The sequence below is a fragment of the Gordonia sp. NPDC003950 genome, assembly GCF_053605205.1.
In genome coordinates this window covers 294679-312793 of the sequence record NZ_JBSGIT010000001.1, presented here as the reverse complement: position 1 = coordinate 312793, position 18115 = coordinate 294679, and the positions used below count along the sequence as shown (strand labels likewise).

The following is an 18115-nucleotide window of genomic DNA, read 5'->3' as shown; positions in this document are numbered from 1 at the left end:
GCTCCCTGATGCCTGAGTTCAGTGAATCATCATCCGCGCCAGCGGCACAGCGCCTCCACCGGGGTCATGTCGTAGTCGGGTCCGGTGATCCCGACGGTCAACAACGTCACGCCCTCGGCGCTGATCGCGTCGGCGCTGCGCAGCAGTTCGTCGACGTCGCCCTTGTACTGGACGCCGGCCGACCGCTCGATGTCGCCGGGATCGCGGCCCACCGCTTCGCAATGCCCGGCGAGCACCTTCGACTTGTGCCGGTAGATCTCCACGTCGTTGAAGCCGTGCCAGGCATCGCCGTACTCGGCGACATACCGCAGGGTCTTCTTCTCGCCGCTCCCACCGATGAGGATCGGGATGTGGCGGGTCGGTGCCGGATTGAGTTTCTTCAGCCGGGCATCGATACGCGGCAGCGCCTCGCTGAGATCGGCGAGTCGTGTTCCGGGGGTACCGAATTCATAGCCGTACTCGTCGTAGTCCTTCTGGAACCAGCCCGCGCCGATACCGAGGATGAGGCGACCGCCGGAGATGTGGTCGACGGTGCGCGCCATGTCGGCGAGCAATTCGGGATTGCGGTAGGAGTTGCAGGTCACCAGGGCGCCGATCTCGACGCGTTCGGTCTGCTCGGCCCACGCGCCGAGCATCGTCCAGCATTCGAAGTGGGCGCCGTCCGGATCACCGTAGAGCGGATAGAAGTGATCCCAGTTGAAGACCACGTCGACGCCGGCGTCCTCGGCGCGCAGGACCGCATCACGGATGAGTGAGTAGTCGGGGGCGTGTTGGGGCTGGATCTGGACACCGATACGAATGGGGAAGGCCATGAGCACCAGTCTGCCCGTTCTTGCCGAGCGCGCAAGGAGCCTCGACGGTGGCCGGACGCCGTGCCACAGTGGCGTCATGACCACCGAGAACCACCACACAGACATCAATCCAGGCGGCGTTGATCCACACAGTGTTGATCCAGGCGGTGTTGATCCAGGCGGTGTTGATCCACACAGTGCCGACGAATGGGATGCGCGGTACCGCGACGCCGGGAAGCTCTGGACATCTGACGTCAATCCTGCTCTGCCCGTTGAGGTGTCGGACCTCGAACCGGGTAGCGCGCTGGAGGTCGGATCGGGTGAGGGTGCCGACGCTCGCTGGCTGGCCGATCAGGGCTGGCAGGTGAGCGCCCTCGACATCTCCCAGGTCGCCATCGACCGCGCCCGGGAGATCGATCCGCGCGAGGCCATCACCTGGGTCCGTGCCGACCTCGTCACCGACGACGTCCCGGGTCGCGACTTCGGGCTGGTGACCGCGCACTACTTCCCTATCAAGGCCACCGACGTGCACGTCGCACGCAAGCTGATCGACGCGGTCGGGCCGGGTGGGACGTTGCTCGTCGTCGCGCACGCACCCGAAGGCGTGCGTGCCCACGGCTTCGACCCGGATGACTACGTCCAGCCCGGCGACGTCGCCGCGATGCTGGGTGACGGTTGGACGATCCACACCCACGAGACCCGGGAACGGGGGCGGCCCGCCGGCGGTGGACACCACATCAACGACGTGGTGCTGCGAGCGCAGCGGAGCTGACGGCGCTTGCTTGTTCGGCGCTGGCTTGTTCATTGACAGCGCTCGCGTCCACGCTGACAGCGCTCTCCCACGCAGTGACTGCGCCACCTACCCGCCGACCACCCGCCCGATCCGCTCGACCGCCTCGGTGAGCACCTCCGCCGAGCAGGCGACGTTGAGTCGAGCAAAGCCGTTGCCCTGCACGCCGAAGGCCGGTCCGCGGTGCAGGGCGACGCGGCCGTCGTCGAGGATGGGGATGCCGGGGTCGTCACCGAGACCGGTGGCCCGCAAGTCCAGCCAGGCCAGGTAGGACGCGGCCGGACGTTGCCACCGGACCTGGGGAAGATGCTGTGCAACAAGCTGATCCAGCAGTTCGAAACTCTCGCCGATCACCTCGAGGGTGGCGTCGAGCCAGTCGTCGCCGTGCTCGAAGGCCGCCGCGGTCGCGGCCCGCCCGAGGATGCTGGTGCGGAACGCGACCTCCTCGGGTTGCCGGTCGATCAGCGCGCGCATCGGGTTGCTGCCGACGACGGTCAGCGCACATTTCGCACCGGCGAGATTGAACGCCTTGCTCGCCGACTCCGCCGCGATCCCGACCTCGCGCGCCGTGTCGCTCACCGCCAGGAACGGGACGAACTCGGTTCCGGGATGCACCAGCGGCGCGTGGATCTCGTCGCTGAGCACCACCGCCCCGTGCTCGGCGGCCAATTCGGCCAGCGCCTCGAGGTCGCCGCGCGGGTGGACCAGCCCGAGCGGATTGTGCGGATGGCACAACAGGATTGCGCGAGCCCCGGCCGCGAAGGCGGCCGAGATCCCGTCCAGATCAAGACGATGTCCAGTCGTCCGGGCGTCATCGCGCACGAGCGGCACCGTCACCGGCTGCCCGCCGGCCTCGGGAATGAGATCGAAGAACGGCGGATACACCGGCGGCGTGATGATCACCGGGTCACCGGGGGTGATCGCCACCCGCAGGGCTTCGACGATCACCACGCTCACGTCGGTGGTCGGGTGCACGTCCTCGGGTGCGACGTCCCAGCCCCATCGTCGTCGCGCGAACCCGGCGAACGCCGGACCGGCCGGGCCCGCGGACTCGGCGTAGCCCAGATCCGAGGTCCGGATCAGATCCACCATCGCCTCGGCGACCACCGGCGCGAGTCCGTAGTCCATCTCCGCGACGAACAACGGCAGCACGTCGTCGGGATAGGTGCGCCACTTCGCACTGGTCCGGCGTCGCAACTCGGACAGTGGAGGCGCAACGGGACGGGAGGATTGCGGGTGCATGTCCACCTGTCTACCCAATCCGTCTACCCAATCGACCACAATCGCTCTGTGAGTGAAACGCCAGAGCCATCCACCGAGGGGTCGGTGCGGGTACCAGTCGGCCGGCTCCTTGCCCTGACGCCGGTGGCCCTCGCCGTCGGCGCCGTCTGCGCGCTCGGCCTGTGGGGCATCTCGGCGCTGGCCGAGTTCCTGCAGCGACTCATCTGGGACGACCTCGCGTCGACGGTCGGCGCCACCGCCGACACCTGGTGGTGGACGCTGACGATCCTGACGGCGACCGGCCTGCTCGTCGGCCTGGTCATCCGGTACGCACCCGGCCACGCCGGCGAGGATCCGGCCACCGTCGAACTGGTGTCGCGTCCCCTGCCGCCGTCCGCGGTACCCGGATTGACCGTCGCCACGGTGCTCACCCTCGCCGGAGGTGTCAGTCTGGGCCCGGAGAACCCGATCATGGCGATCAACGCCGCGCTCATCGTCGCCATCGGTGTCCGGGTGCTGCCCGCACTGGGCGGCGAGCGTTGGCTGGGACTGTCCACCGCGGCCACCATCGGCGCGCTGTTCGGTACCCCGGTGGCCGCGGCGCTGATGCTGTCCGAGGTCAATGCCGGGGACTCGCGTATCCCGTTGTGGAACAGGCTGTATCTGCCGCTGGTGGCCGCCGCCACCGGATCGTTCGTGATGTTGCGATTCACCGATCTGAGCCTGTCGATCGGCCTGCCCGACGACTCCTTCGACGGTCTGCGCGACGTGCTCGTCGCCATTGGCGTCGCCGTCGTGGCGGCCGCGCTCGGTGTGGTCGCCGCGTTCGTCTTCGACCCGCTGCACCGACTGATGCACCGGATCGCCAACCCGGTGCTGCTGCTGACGCTCGCCGGACTCGCGCTGGGCGCACTCGGCGCACTCGGCGGCGAGATCACCCTGTTCAAGGGCCTCGATCAGGCCAAGGAACTACCCGGGGAACTCGGCTCGACGACCGCCCTGGGCTTCTTCGTGATGGCCGGTATCAAACTCCTCGCCCTGCTGATCGCCGCGGCCGCCGGTTTCCGTGGCGGCCGGATCTTCCCGGCCGTCTTCATCGGCGTCGCACTCGGTTTCGGTATCCACACGATCTGGACGTCCATCCCGCTGGTCGACGCCGTCGCCGCCGCCACGGCCGGCATCGTGGTGGCCGCCACCCGTAACGGCTGGGTGAGCCTGTTCATCGCGCTCGCGGTGGTGCCGCAATGGAATCTGGTTGTTCCGGTGCTCCTCGCGACGCTCGCCGCGTGGCTCGTCGTGGCCAACGCTCCCGAATTGCGCGCGACGACCGACGAGGAGCGGGCCCGGTCCGCGACGGGCTGAGCATCCACCGTGTCGGACGCGCCGGGTATCATTCGCCTATCTGTTCGATCCGATGCAGGGTTGACTCGACGGGAGTGACACGATGGGCCGCATCCACACCGCCGACCGACCGGACGCATCGATCCTGCACGCCGACCTCGACTCGTTCTACGCCTCGGTCGAACAGCGTGACGACCCGTCGCTGCGTGGACGTCCGGTGCTCGTCGGCGGTGGGGTGGTGCTCGCCGCCAGTTACGAGGCCAGGGCCCGCGGCGTCCGGAGCCCGATGGGCGGCCGCGACGCCCTCGCCTTGTGTCCCGACGCGGTGGTGGTGCGGCCCCGCTTCGACGACTACATGCAGGCCAGCCGCGAGGTATTCGAGATCTTCCGGGACACGACGCCGCTGGTCGAGGGCATCTCCGTGGACGAGGCCTTCCTCGACGTCGCGGGCCTGCGCCGCACCGCGGGAACTCCCGTTCAGATCGCCGAAGCCCTGAGGTCCCGCGTTCGCGTCGAGGTAGGGCTGCCCATCACCGTCGGGGTAGCGCGCAGCAAGTTTCTCGCGAAGGTGGCCAGTGCGGTCGGCAAGCCGGACGGTCTCCTCGAGGTCGAGGCGGGCCGGGAACTGGAGTTCCTGCATCCGTTGCCGGTCCGGCGTCTGTGGGGAGTCGGCCCGGTCACCGAGGCCAAGCTCGCCGACGCGGGCATCACCACCGTCGGCGACATGGCTCGCATCGGCGAGAAGTCGTTGTGCCGCATCGTCGGTGGCGGTGCCGGTCGGCACCTGTTCGCGTTGTCGCTCGCGCATGATCCGCGTCGGGTCGAGACGGGCCGCCGCCGCAGCTCGATCGGTTCGCAGCGTGCGCTCGGCCGTGGGCACAGATCCGCCGCCGACATCGAGGCCACCCTGATCGCCATCGTCGACCGGCTCGGCAAACGGTTGCGCAACGCCGACCGCTACTGCCGGACCATGGTGCTGCGCTTACGGTTCCATGACTTCACCGCCGTCACCCGGTCGCGCACCCTGCCCGAGGCCACCGACCGCACCGACCTGCTGATGGACTGCGCGCGGGGGCTCTTCGACGCCGCCCGGCCGCTGATCGTCGAGCGCGGCTGCACCCTGATCGGAGTCAGTCTCGCCAACCTCGACGACGCCGACACCCCGCAACTGGCCCTCCCGTTCGACGACGTCCCGGCCGGTGAACTCCACGCCTCCGACCTCGACGCCACCATGGACGCTCTGCGTGATCGATTCGGTCGTGATGCGCTGACCCGCGGCGTCCTGCTCGGCCGCCATCACGGCGACGACGCGCCCATGCTGCCGGACTGAGGCAGGTGCTTCCCGTGCACCGCCGGCAGACGCAGGTCAGCGCCCTCGGGTGGGGACCGCCTGCCGGGTGGCCGGGGCAAGCCAGTCGGGCGGGGTGGCCGGAAGTCGTCGGCGGATCTCACGCAACGCGGCGTCGGTCGCCCCGGGCACCACCAGCGCGGACGCGGTAGCCACCGCGAACGCCGCGAGGACGTCCGAGAACCAGTGGACGCCGAGGTACAGGCGCGTTGCGGCCCCGATGACACCGACGAGAGCAGCCACCGACACCGCCCACACCTTCGCGCGGCGGCCGGAGGTGGCGGTCGCGACGACAGCGGTCGTCAGGGCGAGTGCGGTGGTGCCGGTCACGTGGCCGGAAGGGTAGGAGTAGGTCATCTCGCTGATACCCACGTGGTCGATCATCGGTGGTCGGGGTCGTGCGACAACGAGTTTGACGACCTTGGTCACCACCGCCGCACATGCGACACCCGCCACGATGGCGGTCGAACGGCCGACGGTGCGATCCCGCAGGAAGAACAGCACGGCGATCGCCAGCGTCCACACCGCAACCAGGAGTGGACCGAAGAGGTCGGAGAACGCGGACACCGCCGGCACCGCAGCGTGGCTGCGATGATCGACGAACCAGGTCATCACCGCCCGGTCGATGCCGATCGGCCCACTCCGGAACGCGAGGACGAGGCCGACCAGACAGACGAGCAACAGCAGGACACCCGCCGACACGCGGCGGCCATTGAGCACGGACATGTGACCAGCGTGGCGCGGCAACGCTTAGTGGACGCTGAGTGCGGTACGGAGACGTCGGCATCACCGTCGACCACCGGCCGTTACTGTCGGAATGTGCGAGTGCGATCCCTGGTACCCACCTGGTTGACCGAACGCACTCGCGGTGTGCGCATCCGATTGACCCTGGTGGCGACCACTCTGGTCACCGTCGCGCTTACGATCGCGGCCGTCGTCCTCGTCCTAGTGCTGCGTCACCTGCTGCTGCACGCAGCCGATGCCGCGACACAGTCGCGGGCGCATGAGATCGCCGAGGTGGTGCAAGAGCAGGGCATCGCCGGGCTCGACGAGTCACTTCTGAGTCCGGTCCGCAACGTCGACGTGGTGCAGGTCGTGGATGCCGAGGGAACCGTGGTGGTGTCGAGTCTGAACCACTCCACGACGCCACTCGGGCCCGGGGTCGATGCCGGATCCGAGATCACCGTCGACGACGCCACGACGAGCCCGTCGGGGTCGGAGTACCGGGCGACGCTGCTGGGGGTGGACACACCGGACGGCCCGGTGACGGTCGAGGTCGGCGCTCTCGAGCGGCCGATCGACTGGTTGGTCCTGACCGCGGCTGTCGTCTGCTGCATCGTGTTCCCGATCATCGTGATCGGCATGGCCCTGATGACGTACTACTTCGTCGGACGCGCACTCAAACCCGTGGACCTGATCCGCGGTCAGGTCGAGGAGATCTCGGGAGGCGACCTGCACCAACGTGTTCCGGTACCGGGCACCGGCGACGAGATCGCCACGCTGGCGACCACGATGAACGACATGCTCGACCGCATCGAGACCGCCCGCGCGCAACAGATGCGTTTCGTCAATGACGCCTCACACGAACTGAACAGTCCGCTGACGACGCTGGTCGGATTGTTGGATCTTTCGCGGAGCAAACACCAACCCCTCGATCCCGAGACGGTCGACTCGGTGCTGCTGCCCGAGGCACTTCGCCTGCAGTCGATGGTCTCGGATCTGTTGCTGCTCGCGCGGGCCGACGAAAGCGGTGTTCCGCTGCGCATCACCGATGTCGACCTCGACGAGATCTGCACCGCGGAAGTGAATCGTCTCGAGGCGCTCGGTCGGCATCATGTGGAGGCACGGATCGTCGCTGTCCGCGTGCGTGGTGACGCGGAAAAGCTGTCTCGGGCACTGCGCAACCTGGCCGACAACGCCGCCCGCCACACCCGGGATCGGCTGACGCTGGCGATGACGCTCAGCGACGACGGTGCCCGGGTGTCGGTCACCGTCGCCGACAACGGACCCGGAATCCCCGATGCCGACAAGGACCGGGTCACCGAACGTTTCGTCCGTCTCGACAACACGCGTGAACGTCGTTGGGGTGGATCGGGACTGGGTCTGGCGATCGTCTCCGAGATCATCCGCGCACATGACGGTGAGGTCAGGATCGCCGACACCCCGGGTGGCGGCGCCACGGTCGGTTTCATCCTGCCGGTACAACCCTGGCATTCCGGCGGCGCCTCCGAACACCCGCGTCCGGGTCGAGTGGGCCGCAGCTGACCGCCCTCACCCGCCGTCGGCGGCGAGGCGATATCCGACGCCTCGCACCGTCTGGATCGCCTTGCAGCCGAACGGGGTGTCGATGCGCCGCCGAAGATAACTGATGTAGACCTCGACCACGTTCTCGTCGCCGCGATAGTTGATGTCCCACACGGAGTCCAGGATCTCGGCCTTGGTGACCGCCTCGCCCTTGTGTTGCATCAGAAATTCGAGCAAGGCGAATTCACGAGGGGTCAAGGTCAAGTCGTCGCCGCACCGGGACGCGGTGTGTGCGGCCGGGTCGAGCCGCAGCGATCCGGCCGTGAGCACAGTGGGACGTTGCGGCGCACCGCGCCGCGCGAGTGCGCGCAACCGGGCGATGAGCACCACGAACGAGAACGGCTTGGTGAGGTAGTCATCGGCGCCGAAGTCGAACGCATCGGCCTGGTCGTATTCGCCGTCCTTGGCCGTCAGCATCAGCACCGGCGTCCAGATCCCGGCGGCACGGAGGTCCCGGACCAGTTCGTACCCGTTGAGTCCCGGCATCATGATGTCGAGGATCGCCACATCGAAGCCGCCGCCGACGGCCTTCTCGAAGCCGGCCCGGCCGTCATGTGCGACATCCACGACCCAGCCTTCGGCGAGCATCATTCGCCGTAGGGTCTCTGCCACATTGCGGTCGTCGTCGACCACCAGGACTCGCACCCCTCCATCATGCTCGTCCCGGCACGATTGCCTCCGCACCGCTGGGCGCGGCGTGCGCACAATGCGCAAAACCCGAGTAATGAGCACAAGGGTGACTGTGATCTGAGTTACCCACAGACTTCACCTGTAGCCGACGCCACGCCCCGCGTCACCGTCGGAAACCTCGGCAGAAAGTCAGGCAAATGTTGGTAGCTCTCGGGTTGGCGATGGTCGCCACCTTCATGTTCCTCATCATCACCAAACGCGCGACACCGGTCGTCGCGCTGATCCTGGTGCCGGTCGCGTTCGGACTGTTCGCCGGTGCGGGCCTCGGCATCAGCGACATGATCAAGGACGGCATCAAGGATCTCGCCCCCACCGCGGCGATGCTGTTCTTCGCGATCATCTTCTTCGGCATCATGATCGACGTCGGACTCTTCGACCCGATCGTCCGCTTCATCGTCCGGATGGTCCGCAACGATCCGGCGCGACTCGTCGTCGGTACCGCGGTGCTCGCGGCGATCGTGTCCCTCGACGGTGACGGTTCGACGACGTTCATCATCGCCACCGCCGCGATGCTGCCGCTCTACCTCAAACTCGGCGTCTCCCCGGTCGTCCTCACCGTCGTCGCCGGCCTGGCCAACGGCACCATGAACATCCTGCCGTGGGGCGGCCCGACCGCCCGCGCCGCGAGTGCGCTCAAGATCGACACCAACGACGTCTTCCTTCCGATGGTCCCGGCCCTGGCCATCGGCATGCTGGTGGTGCTCGCCTTCGCCTACCACCTCGGTGTTCTCGAACGGCGCCGCATCGGCAACATCGAGATCAGGGACTCGCTGCTCGCACCGCAGGAAGAGCTCGTCCTCGCCGGCGGCGGCAGCGGCACTGGCACCGACACCCCGCGTCGCGGCGGATTCCGGGGCGGATTCCGACGCGGCCGCAACCCGGGCACCGGCAGCGGCGCAACCCGCGACAGCAACCCCGAGGCCCCGTCCACCGGCGACCTCCCGGCACATGCCTACGACCCGAACGAGACCGACGCCGACGGTGAGACCAGCTTCACCGGCATCCTCGATCCGCAACGGAAGACCTTGCGGCCCAAGCTCTTCTGGGTCAACGCCGGACTCACCATCGCGCTGCTGGCGATCCTGGGCGCCGATATCGTCGCCATCCCGGTGCTGTTCATGATCTTCGCCGCCCTGGCCCTCGCGGTGAACTTTCCGCACCTCAAGGATCAGCAGGAGGCCATCACCCGGCACAGTTCCAGCATCGTCTCGGTGGTCGCGATGGTGCTCGCCGCGGCCGTGCTGACCGGAGTGTTCAGCGGAACCGGGATGGTCGACGCGATTGCCCACTGGCTCGCCGACGGCATCCCTACCTGGATGGGTCCGCACATGGCGGTGGTCATCGGTGTCCTGTCCATCCCGCTGACCTTCCTGATGAGCAACGACGCCTTCTACTTCGGTGTGCTGCCGGTGCTGTCGGAGACCGCCACCCGCTACGGCATCGACCCCACCGAGATGGCCCGCGCCTCCATCACCGGCCAGCCCTTCCACATGCAATCTCCGCTGGTTCCCGCGATCCTGCTGTTGGTGGCCCTCGCCGGCGTCGGCCTCGGCGATCACCACAAGAAGGTGTTGTGGCGGGCCGCGGTGGTCTCGCTGGTGATGCTCGGCGTCGGATGCCTGGTCGGTGCGATTCCGTTCTGACCGTCCCGGCTTCGGCCTAGGCTGACCGCATGCGACTGCGAACGCAGGTACTGCTCCTGCAGCTCGTCGTCATCGCGGTCAGCCTTGGCGTCGGTTTCGGGTGGGTGATCTACGGTGCCGACGACCGCGTCCGCGACGAGTACGCCCAGCGTGCCCTCGCCATCGCGCAGACGGTCGCCACCGATCCCGACGTGGTCGCCGAGGTCGCCGAGCACCAGGGCTCCGACCTCGATCCGACCGACTTGGCCACGGCGCCCCTGCAATCACAGGCCCGGGCGGTGGCCGCCAAGACCGGCGCACTGTTCGTGGTGATCGCCAACGCCGACGGCATCCGCCTCGCGCACCCCGAGGACACCGAGGTCGGTGTGCATCTCTCCACCGATCCCACCAAGGCGTTGTCCGGGCAGGTCGACATCACCACCGACCGCGGCACGCTTGGCGAATCGGTCCGCGCGAAGGTGCCCATCTACCAAACAGGTTCTGCCGTAGGAACTTCTGATGCACCCATCGGCCTGGTCAGCGTCGGCGTGTCCACCGAGAAACTCGCCCGCGACACCCGGCGCGACATCGTAACCACCGGGCTGATCGCCCTCGCAGCACTCGGCATCGGCACCGTCGGATCGGTGCTGCTGGCGCGACGATGGCGACGATTGACCCTCGGTCTGGAACCCGACGATCTGGCCGAACTCGTCCGCGAGCAGGGCGCCGTGCTGCATTCCCTCGACGACGGTGTCCTCGCCGTCGACGCCGACGGTGTCCTGCGCGTCGCCAACGACAAGGCGCGGCAGCTCCTGGGGGTCACCGCGCCGCTCGGCACACCGGCCGACGACCTGGGCCTCACCACCCGAGTCCGTGGGGTTCTCGACGCGCCGACCACCGAGCCACTCGCCGCGACCGTCGGCGAGCGCATCGTGCTGGTCTCCTCCCACCCCGCCTCGGCCGACGGCCGGGACCTCGGCATGGTCCTCTCCGTCGTCGACCGTACGACGGTGGAGGATCTGGCCCGCGAGGTCGATGCCGTCCACGCGATGAGCGTGGCCCTGCGCGCACAGCGCCACGAAACCGCGAACCGCCTGCACGTCCTGGCCGGGCTACTCCGCCACGATCATGTCGACGAAGCGCGTGACTACCTCACCGAACTGACCGGCGGGGGTGCCAATGCCATCGAGGGCCTGGACAACGTCGACGAACCGCACCTGCAGGCCTTCCTGGAAGCCAAGGCCGCCCACGCCCGTGAGCGTGGGGTGACCCTGTGCCTCGGACCTCAGACATGGGTGACCGGAACGCTCACCGACGCCGTCACCGTCACCGCGGTCCTGGGTAACCTCGTCGACAACGCCATCGATGCCGCGGCGGGTACGCCGGACGCGCAAGTGGAGGTCGAGATCCTCGCCAACGGAACCGAACTCCTTGTCACCGTGGCAGATTCGGGTCCGGGCATCATGCTGGCCAATCCCGACGACGTCTTCACCGAGGGTGTCACCACCAAGACCGACCCGACAGTACCGGGAGGCCGTGGGATGGGTTTGGCGATCGTGCGTCAACTTGTCCACCGCATCGGCGGTGACATCGCGCTGGTCGATGCGGGCGATGACCTGGGCGGGGCGGTCTTCGTGGCACGGCTACCGGGTGTGGTCGACGCCGTGCCTGATCACACCGGGGCTGATCAGGCAATGAAGGGCTGATCAGCAGTGGAGGGAGAACCGTGAACGCAGACAGGGTCTCGCCGGCCGAGGCCACCGCCGACGGATTCGGGGTTCTCATCGTCGACGACGACTTCCGGGTCGCTGCACTGCATTCGGCGATCGTATCGGCGGTCGCCGGCTTCCGGGTGGTGGCGCGGGCCGGAACGCTGGCCGCCGCCCGCCACGCGATCGCCGAGCATCCAGAGATCGAACTCGTCCTGCTCGACGTCTACCTGCCGGATGGTTCAGGGATCGGTCTCGTCAGCGAATTACCCTGCGACTGTTTCATCGTCGGCGCCGAGGCCGATGCTCGAGCGGTGCGCGCCGCCACGCGTGCAGGTGCGCTCGCGTACCTGATCAAACCCTTCGACGACACCGAACTGGCACGCCGCCTGGCCGGGTACGCGCACTACCGCCGAGTGCTCGACGCGCCGCGGGTCGATCAAGCCGCGGTCGACGCGGCCCTATCGGGGCTGCGGTTCGGCGGCCATCGCAACGACCGCAGCACCGTCCAATCCCCCACAGAACAACGCATTCTGGACCTGTTCGAGGAGTCCGACGCCGGCCTTTTGCCGATCAGGTCGCCGATGCGATCGGGATCTCCGCGGCGACCGCACGCCGGCACCTCGCCACGCTCGTCTCGGGCGGGAGGTTGACGGTGACCCTGCACTACGGCGGTACCGGACGCCCGCGGCAGGAGTATCGGCGAGCGGCTCACTGATCGGTTGGAACACCATCCCTCGACGGGCGATATGCTCGAGCAGATGCCCCCTCGATCGGTTGTGCGCGCCCTGATCGCCTTGGTGGCGATGGTCGTGGTCACGCTGATCATCGCCGTCTGCGTCCTGGCGTCGACCTTCGGCCGGGCACGCGTCGCGGCGCACGAACTGCGGGTATCGATTCCCGATGACGCGGAAATCGTTGTGGCATATCCTAATTGGATCGAATGGCAGGGCTTCTGCTCGACGCTGGCGTTCCTGGTGCCAGACGGCGAGGTCGACGCCTACCTCGGCGCGCGTGACCTGTCGGAGGCGAGTCCGCACGAGGGACGTCGGATCGAGACCTGCGCGGCGTCGGCGGACCCGTGCACCGAGTTCGACGCCGCCGACGACCTGGCACCCGTCGGCATCATCGTCACCGACACCTACGACAACGGCACCCACGCCGAGACCGATCGCGACCTCTCCGTCATCCGGGGCTGCCGACCGGGCCAGACCCTCATCGCGTGGAGCGCCGGATACATCTGACGTGGGTGTCGGCGTGTCGATTCGCCGCCCGGTAATTCGCGCAGTTGCATGATCCGCGCAACCCGAAGCGCGTATGAAGGAGCGTAGGGACCGCGCGAAACAACACCCGACGCATTCGGAGGAACCTCACATGGCCGGAACGGCAGCCGAGGCACATCACCCGTACGACACCACCGATCTCGACGCCGACCTGCGCTGGTGGGCGGCGGCGAACTACCTCAATATCGCGCAGATCTACCTGCAGGACAACGTCTTACTGTGTGAGTCGCTCACCGTCGACCACATCAAACCGCGACTGCTCGGGCATTGGGGCACCAGCCCGGGGCTCTCGGCCATCTACACCGTCGTCAATCGCATCATCAACGAAACCGGATCGGAGTGGCTCTACATCACCGGCCCCGGTCACGGCGGGCCCGCCCTGGTGGCCAACACCTATCTCGAGGGCACCTACACCGAGGTGTATCCGCACATCTCCCTCGACGCCGAGGGCGTCCGACGTCTCTGCCGCCAGTTCTCCACTCCCGGTGGGATTCCCAGCCACGTGAGCGTGCAGACGCCGGGCAGCATCCACGAGGGCGGCGAACTCGGTTACGCCCTCGTGCACGCGGCCGGCGCCGCCTACGACCATCCGGACCTGATCGTCGCCGCGGTCATCGGCGACGGCGAGGCCGAGACCGGGCCGCTGTCGGGTTCGTGGAAGATCCCGGCGTTCCTCAACCCGGTCCGCGACGGAGCGGTGTTGCCGATCCTGCATCTCAACGGCGCCAAGATCGCCGGTCCGACGGTGCTGGGGCGCAGCACCGACGCCGAGGTGTCGGACTACCTGTCCGGGCAGGGGTGGCGGCCGCTGTTCGTCGAGGGCGACGATCCACGTGAGGTCTTCCCGGCGTTGCGCACCGCGATCATCGAGGCCTACCGCACGATCCGGGGCATCCAGGCCGACGTGCGCGGCACCGCCGGAAAGAATTCGGGCGCAGGGGAATCAGGCGCAGGGGAATCGGTGGGCGAGCATGCGGACGAGTACACCGGGCCCGTCGTCGACCAGAAGTGGCCGGTCATCGTGATGCGCACTCCGAAGGGCTGGACCGGGCCCAAGTACGTGGACGGCAAGAAGATCGAGGGCACCCACTGGGCGCATCAGGTTCCACTGTCGGGGGTGCGGGAGAACCCCGAGCACCTGCAGATCCTCGAGGACTGGCTGCGGTCTTACCACCCGGAGGAACTGTTCGACGACAACGGCACCGTCGTCGACGCCATCCGCGACCTCGCGCCGCGGGGAGACCTGCGGATGGGGGCGACTCCGTACGCCAACGGTGGCCGACTGCTGCGTCCGCTGCGACTGCCGCCGATCACGCAGTACGCCCTCGACATCCCCACCCCGGGAGTCGTACAGCACGAAACCACCCGTGTGCTGGGCGTATTCATGCGTGACATCTACCGGCAGAACACCACCCCCGATGGTGGGGGCACGTTCCGGCTGTTCTGCCCGGACGAGACGTCGAGCAACCGCCTCGACGCGGTCTTCGAGGTGACCGACCGTTGCTGGCAACTGCCGACCACCAGCTACGACGACGGGCTCTCGTCGTCGGGTCGGGTGATGGAGGTACTCAGCGAACACCTCTGCCAGGGCTGGCTGGAGGGGTACACGCTCTCGGGGCGGCACGGTCTGTTCGCGACGTATGAGGCGTTCGCGATGGTCAGCGCGTCGATGGTGGTGCAGCACGCCAAGTGGCTGCAGCATGCCGCGGATCTGCCCTGGCGGGAGCCGGTGGCGTCGCTGAACATCCTGCTCACCTCGACGTGCTGGCGTAACGACCATAACGGCTTCTCTCATCAGGGACCCGGCCTGATCGATCTGGTGCTGCCGTTGTCGCCGGGCGTGGTGCGGGTGTGGTTGCCGCCGGACTCCAACTCGCTGCTCTCGATCGCCGATCACTGCTTCCGCAGTCGCGACCATGTCAACGTGATCGTCGTCGACAAGCAGCCGCACCTGCAGTACCTCACCCTCGACGAGGCCGGCACGCAGGCCGCCGCCGGCGCGTCGATCTGGGATTGGGCGGGAACCGAACCCGCCGGGGTATCCGACGATCTGCCGCCCGACATCGTGCTCGCCGCCGCGGGCGATGTGCCCACCCAGGAGATCCTGGCCGCCGCGCAACTACTCCGCGAGTGGGTGCCCTACCTGCGCACACGCGTCGTCAGCGTGATGGATCTGATGGTGCTGCTGCCGCAGAACGATCACCCGCACGGGTTGGCGGAGGAGAAGTTCATCGACCTGTTCACCCGTGACACCGACGTGGTCTTCGCCTTCCACGGCTACCCGCGCGCGATCCATCAACTGGTGCACGGCCGCACCCACCCGGGTCGCTTCCACGTCCGTGGCTTCTCCGAGCAGGGCACGACGACGACGCCGTTCGACATGGTCGTGCTGAATCGGATGAGTCGCTACCACCTGGTGCTCGAGGCGCTCAAACGATCGCGCCGGGCGCCGGAGAAGGGTGCCGAGCTCGCCGACTTCTGCCGGGCGCAGCTGGCCAGACACGAGGAGTACGTGCGCGAGCACTTCGAGGACATCCCGGAGGTCCGCGACTGGACCTGGAGCTGACGGAAGCAGCGACGTCCACCACCCCCGACCCGACCAACCACCCCGCACCCACCCACTACAGTGACCCTATGACGATGCACGTGGATGCCTCCAACCCCGAACTGATCACCGTTGACGTCCCGACGCACTGGTACAACCTGGCCGCCGAGCTCGACACGCCGATCCCGCCGCACCTGCATCCGGGCACCGGGGAACCGGTGGGTCCGGACGATCTGGCGGCGTTGTTCCCGTCGGGTCTGATTGCGCAGGAGGTCTCGGCTGAGCCGTACATCGAGATACCCGAACCGGTTCGGGAGATCTACCAGATGTGGCGGCCGTCGCCGTTGTTCCGGGCGCGGCGGTTCGAGAAAGCACTGAACACCAAGGCGCGCATCTACGTGAAGTACGAGGGCGTCAGCCCGGTCGGCAGCCACAAGACCAATTCTGCTGTGGCGCAGGCGTATTACAACTCGATCGACGGCGTACGGAAGCTGACCACGGAAACCGGTGCCGGGCAGTGGGGTAGCGCGCTGGCGTTTGCCGGTGCCCAATTCGGTATCGACGTCGAGGTGTGGCAGGTCCGCGCCTCCTATGATTCCAAGCCGTACCGCGGCTACCTGATGCGCACCTACGGCGGCACGGTGCACCCGAGCCCGTCGGAGCTCACCGAGGCCGGACGCGCCATGCTGGCCAAGGACCCGAACACCACCGGCAGTCTGGGGATGGCGGTCAGCGAGGCCGTGGAGGTGGCCGCCACCCATGACGACACCCGCTATGCACTCGGCAGCGTGCTCAATCACGTTGTGCTGCATCAGAGTGTCATCGGCGTGGAGGCCGTCGAACAGCTCGCCGCCGTGGAGCCGGGCGGCGCCGACATCGTTTTCGGTTGTGCTGGTGGCGGTTCCAACTTGGCGGGGCTGTCGTTCCCGTTCCTGCGGGAGAAGATCCACGGCCGCTCCGATCCGCGCATCGTTGCTGCCGAGCCGGCGGCGTGCCCGTCGATCACCCAGGGTGAGTACCGGTATGATCACGGCGACGTTGCCGGGCTCACCCCACTGCTCAAGATGCACACGCTGGGAATGGATTTCGTTCCCGATCCGATCCACGCCGGCGGTTTGCGCTATCACGGAATGGCGCCCGCGCTGAGCCACACCGTGGAGCTGGGACTGGTTTCGGGCGTGGCGATCACCCAGCGTGACGCGTTCGCCGCCGGTGTGCAGTTCGCCCGCACCCAGGGCATCGTGCCCGCCCCCGAGTCGACGCATGCGATCGCCGCCGCAGCCGCACACGTCGCCGACAGCGACAAGGACGAGGTCATCGTCATCGGGCTCTCCGGGCACGGACAGCTGGATCTTCCGGCCTATGCGGAGTTCCTCGACGGCAAGATGTGACACCGGCCGTGATGCGCACCGCCGGAATCGATCTGGCGGCCGCACCGACCAAGACCGCGGTGGCGGTGATCGACTGGGCGGATTCGGGGGCCCGCCTGGTCGATCTGGTCATCCCGGCCGATGACGCGCGAATTCACGCCGTCGTCTCGGGTGCCGACCGCGTGGGCATCGACTCGCCGTTCGGCTGGCCCGACGACTTCGTCGACTTCGTGAGCGCCCATCACCGTGGCACCACACCGACCGGACGCGGACTCGACGATGTGAGTCGACGACGCCCACTTGCCCTGCGCCGCAGCGACCGTCACCTCATCGAGATCGGAGCGGGTCGTCCGCTGAGTGTGTCGGCGGATCAGATCGCGCACGTGGCGTTCCGGTGCGCCGGACTGCTCGCCGATCTCGGTGTGGCCGATCGTGTCGACGGCTGGGCCGTCGAGGCGTATCCGGCCGGTGCGTTGCGCCGGTGGGGTCTGCGCTCCCGCGGATACAAGCGGTCGGCAAACCGCGCCGTACTCACCGAACTGGTGGTGGAACTGCGCACCGACGCGCCCTGGCTCGATCTCGGCGCCCACCGTGCGGTGATGGAACGCGACGACGATGCCTTCGACGCGGTGATCACCGCACTCATCGCCCGCGCCGCCGCACTCGGCCGGACCGAGCTGCCCGCCGCCGCCGCCCGCGACGTCGCCGCGCGGGAGGGCTGGATTCACCTGCCCAACTGCTCGCTCGCCGACCTCGTCGACCGTTGACCCCGCCGCCCGCCACGTTGACAGCGCTCGCCGCCACGTTGACAGCGCTCTGCGCCCGATCCACTGCCCTCTCCCGGTCGGGTCGACCCAATGTCGACGAAGAAACAACGCCGCGCCAAGCAGGCCGAACGGGACGGTGCCGGGACGGCCCCGCTCGAGGACGTCGGCGATCCGCCGGGATGGGAGCGTTTCCTCGCCGCGGTGACACCCTCTCACCCCGACCATCAGGATCTGCGGCAGTGGGCCGGGCTTCCGGCCGGAGTATCGGTGGACGCCACGATCTTTGACGTCGGCGCCGTCAACCGGCAGCTGAAACGACTCGGCCTACGCTGAT

At 67.9% G+C, this 18115-nt stretch carries 15 protein-coding genes and 1 pseudogene; 12 read left to right on the top strand and 4 right to left on the bottom strand.

What is annotated here, in order from left to right; all coding sequences use genetic code 11:
- Positions 1 to 29: 29 nt before the first annotated feature.
- On the bottom strand, positions 30 to 812 hold the full coding sequence (locus ACWETB_RS01495; protein WP_452208779.1) for an LLM class F420-dependent oxidoreductase: 783 nt from the start codon (positions 810 to 812) through the stop codon (positions 30 to 32).
- A gap of 76 nt (positions 813 to 888) precedes the next feature.
- Between ACWETB_RS01495 and ACWETB_RS01490 the strand changes: the two genes are divergently transcribed.
- Positions 889 to 1563 carry a class I SAM-dependent methyltransferase gene (locus tag ACWETB_RS01490; protein ID WP_452208777.1) on the top strand — a complete coding sequence of 225 codons (675 nt, stop codon included), beginning with the start codon at positions 889 to 891 and terminating at the stop codon, positions 1561 to 1563.
- Positions 1564 to 1650: 87 nt separating this feature from the next.
- Here ACWETB_RS01490 and ACWETB_RS01485 read toward each other — a convergent pair whose 3' ends face one another.
- Positions 1651 to 2823 (bottom strand): MalY/PatB family protein, encoded by a 1173-nt coding sequence (locus ACWETB_RS01485; RefSeq protein ID WP_449743409.1) that lies wholly within the window; start codon positions 2821 to 2823, stop codon positions 1651 to 1653.
- A 48-nt stretch (positions 2824 to 2871) separates the two neighbouring features.
- On the opposite strand from ACWETB_RS01485, the gene ACWETB_RS01480 reads away from it, so the two are divergent.
- Positions 2872 to 4164 carry an ion channel protein gene (locus ACWETB_RS01480; protein ID WP_348805482.1) on the top strand — a complete coding sequence of 431 codons (1293 nt, stop codon included), beginning with the start codon at positions 2872 to 2874 and terminating at the stop codon, positions 4162 to 4164.
- A gap of 82 nt (positions 4165 to 4246) precedes the next feature.
- A complete protein-coding gene (gene dinB, locus ACWETB_RS01475; protein WP_449743410.1) occupies positions 4247 to 5473 on the top strand; it encodes a DNA polymerase IV in 1227 nt (408 codons plus the stop codon).
- Positions 5474 to 5509: 36 nt separating this feature from the next.
- Here dinB and ACWETB_RS01470 read toward each other — a convergent pair whose 3' ends face one another.
- The gene (locus ACWETB_RS01470) at positions 5510 to 6217 is read right to left on the bottom strand and encodes a phosphatase PAP2 family protein (protein WP_452208774.1); all 708 of its coding nucleotides are present in this window, start codon (positions 6215 to 6217) and stop codon (positions 5510 to 5512) included.
- A gap of 93 nt (positions 6218 to 6310) precedes the next feature.
- Between ACWETB_RS01470 and ACWETB_RS01465 the strand changes: the two genes are divergently transcribed.
- Positions 6311 to 7756, top strand: coding sequence for a sensor histidine kinase (locus ACWETB_RS01465; protein WP_348805485.1), 1446 nt, complete (start codon positions 6311 to 6313; stop codon positions 7754 to 7756).
- Positions 7757 to 7762: 6 nt separating this feature from the next.
- On the opposite strand, the gene ACWETB_RS01460 is transcribed toward ACWETB_RS01465, so the two are convergent.
- A complete protein-coding gene (locus ACWETB_RS01460; protein ID WP_348805486.1) occupies positions 7763 to 8440 on the bottom strand; it encodes a response regulator transcription factor in 678 nt (225 codons plus the stop codon).
- Between the two features lie 182 nt (positions 8441 to 8622).
- On the opposite strand from ACWETB_RS01460, the gene ACWETB_RS01455 reads away from it, so the two are divergent.
- From ACWETB_RS01455 to ACWETB_RS01420, 8 genes and pseudogenes are all read left to right on the top strand, one after another.
- Positions 8623 to 10128, top strand: a complete 1506-nt coding sequence (locus ACWETB_RS01455; protein WP_449743411.1) for a CitMHS family transporter — start codon at positions 8623 to 8625, stop codon at positions 10126 to 10128.
- A 29-nt stretch (positions 10129 to 10157) separates the two neighbouring features.
- On the top strand, positions 10158 to 11813 hold the full coding sequence (locus ACWETB_RS01450) for an ATP-binding protein (protein ID WP_452208771.1): 1656 nt from the start codon (positions 10158 to 10160) through the stop codon (positions 11811 to 11813).
- Between the two features lie 20 nt (positions 11814 to 11833).
- Positions 11834 to 12534, top strand: a pseudogene (locus ACWETB_RS01445) (response regulator).
- Positions 12535 to 12577: 43 nt separating this feature from the next.
- Positions 12578 to 13060, top strand: coding sequence for a hypothetical protein (locus ACWETB_RS01440; protein WP_449743414.1), 483 nt, complete (start codon positions 12578 to 12580; stop codon positions 13058 to 13060).
- A gap of 130 nt (positions 13061 to 13190) precedes the next feature.
- Positions 13191 to 15665, top strand: a complete 2475-nt coding sequence (locus ACWETB_RS01435; protein WP_452208769.1) for a phosphoketolase family protein — start codon at positions 13191 to 13193, stop codon at positions 15663 to 15665.
- A gap of 68 nt (positions 15666 to 15733) precedes the next feature.
- Positions 15734 to 17035 (top strand): TrpB-like pyridoxal phosphate-dependent enzyme, encoded by a 1302-nt coding sequence (locus ACWETB_RS01430; protein ID WP_449743416.1) that lies wholly within the window; start codon positions 15734 to 15736, stop codon positions 17033 to 17035.
- Positions 17036 to 17046: 11 nt separating this feature from the next.
- The gene (locus ACWETB_RS01425) at positions 17047 to 17781 is read left to right on the top strand and encodes a DUF429 domain-containing protein (protein ID WP_452208766.1); all 735 of its coding nucleotides are present in this window, start codon (positions 17047 to 17049) and stop codon (positions 17779 to 17781) included.
- Between the two features lie 90 nt (positions 17782 to 17871).
- Positions 17872 to 18114 carry an IS1096 element passenger TnpR family protein gene (locus ACWETB_RS01420; RefSeq protein ID WP_449743417.1) on the top strand — a complete coding sequence of 81 codons (243 nt, stop codon included), beginning with the start codon at positions 17872 to 17874 and terminating at the stop codon, positions 18112 to 18114.
- Position 18115 lies beyond the last annotated feature (1 nt).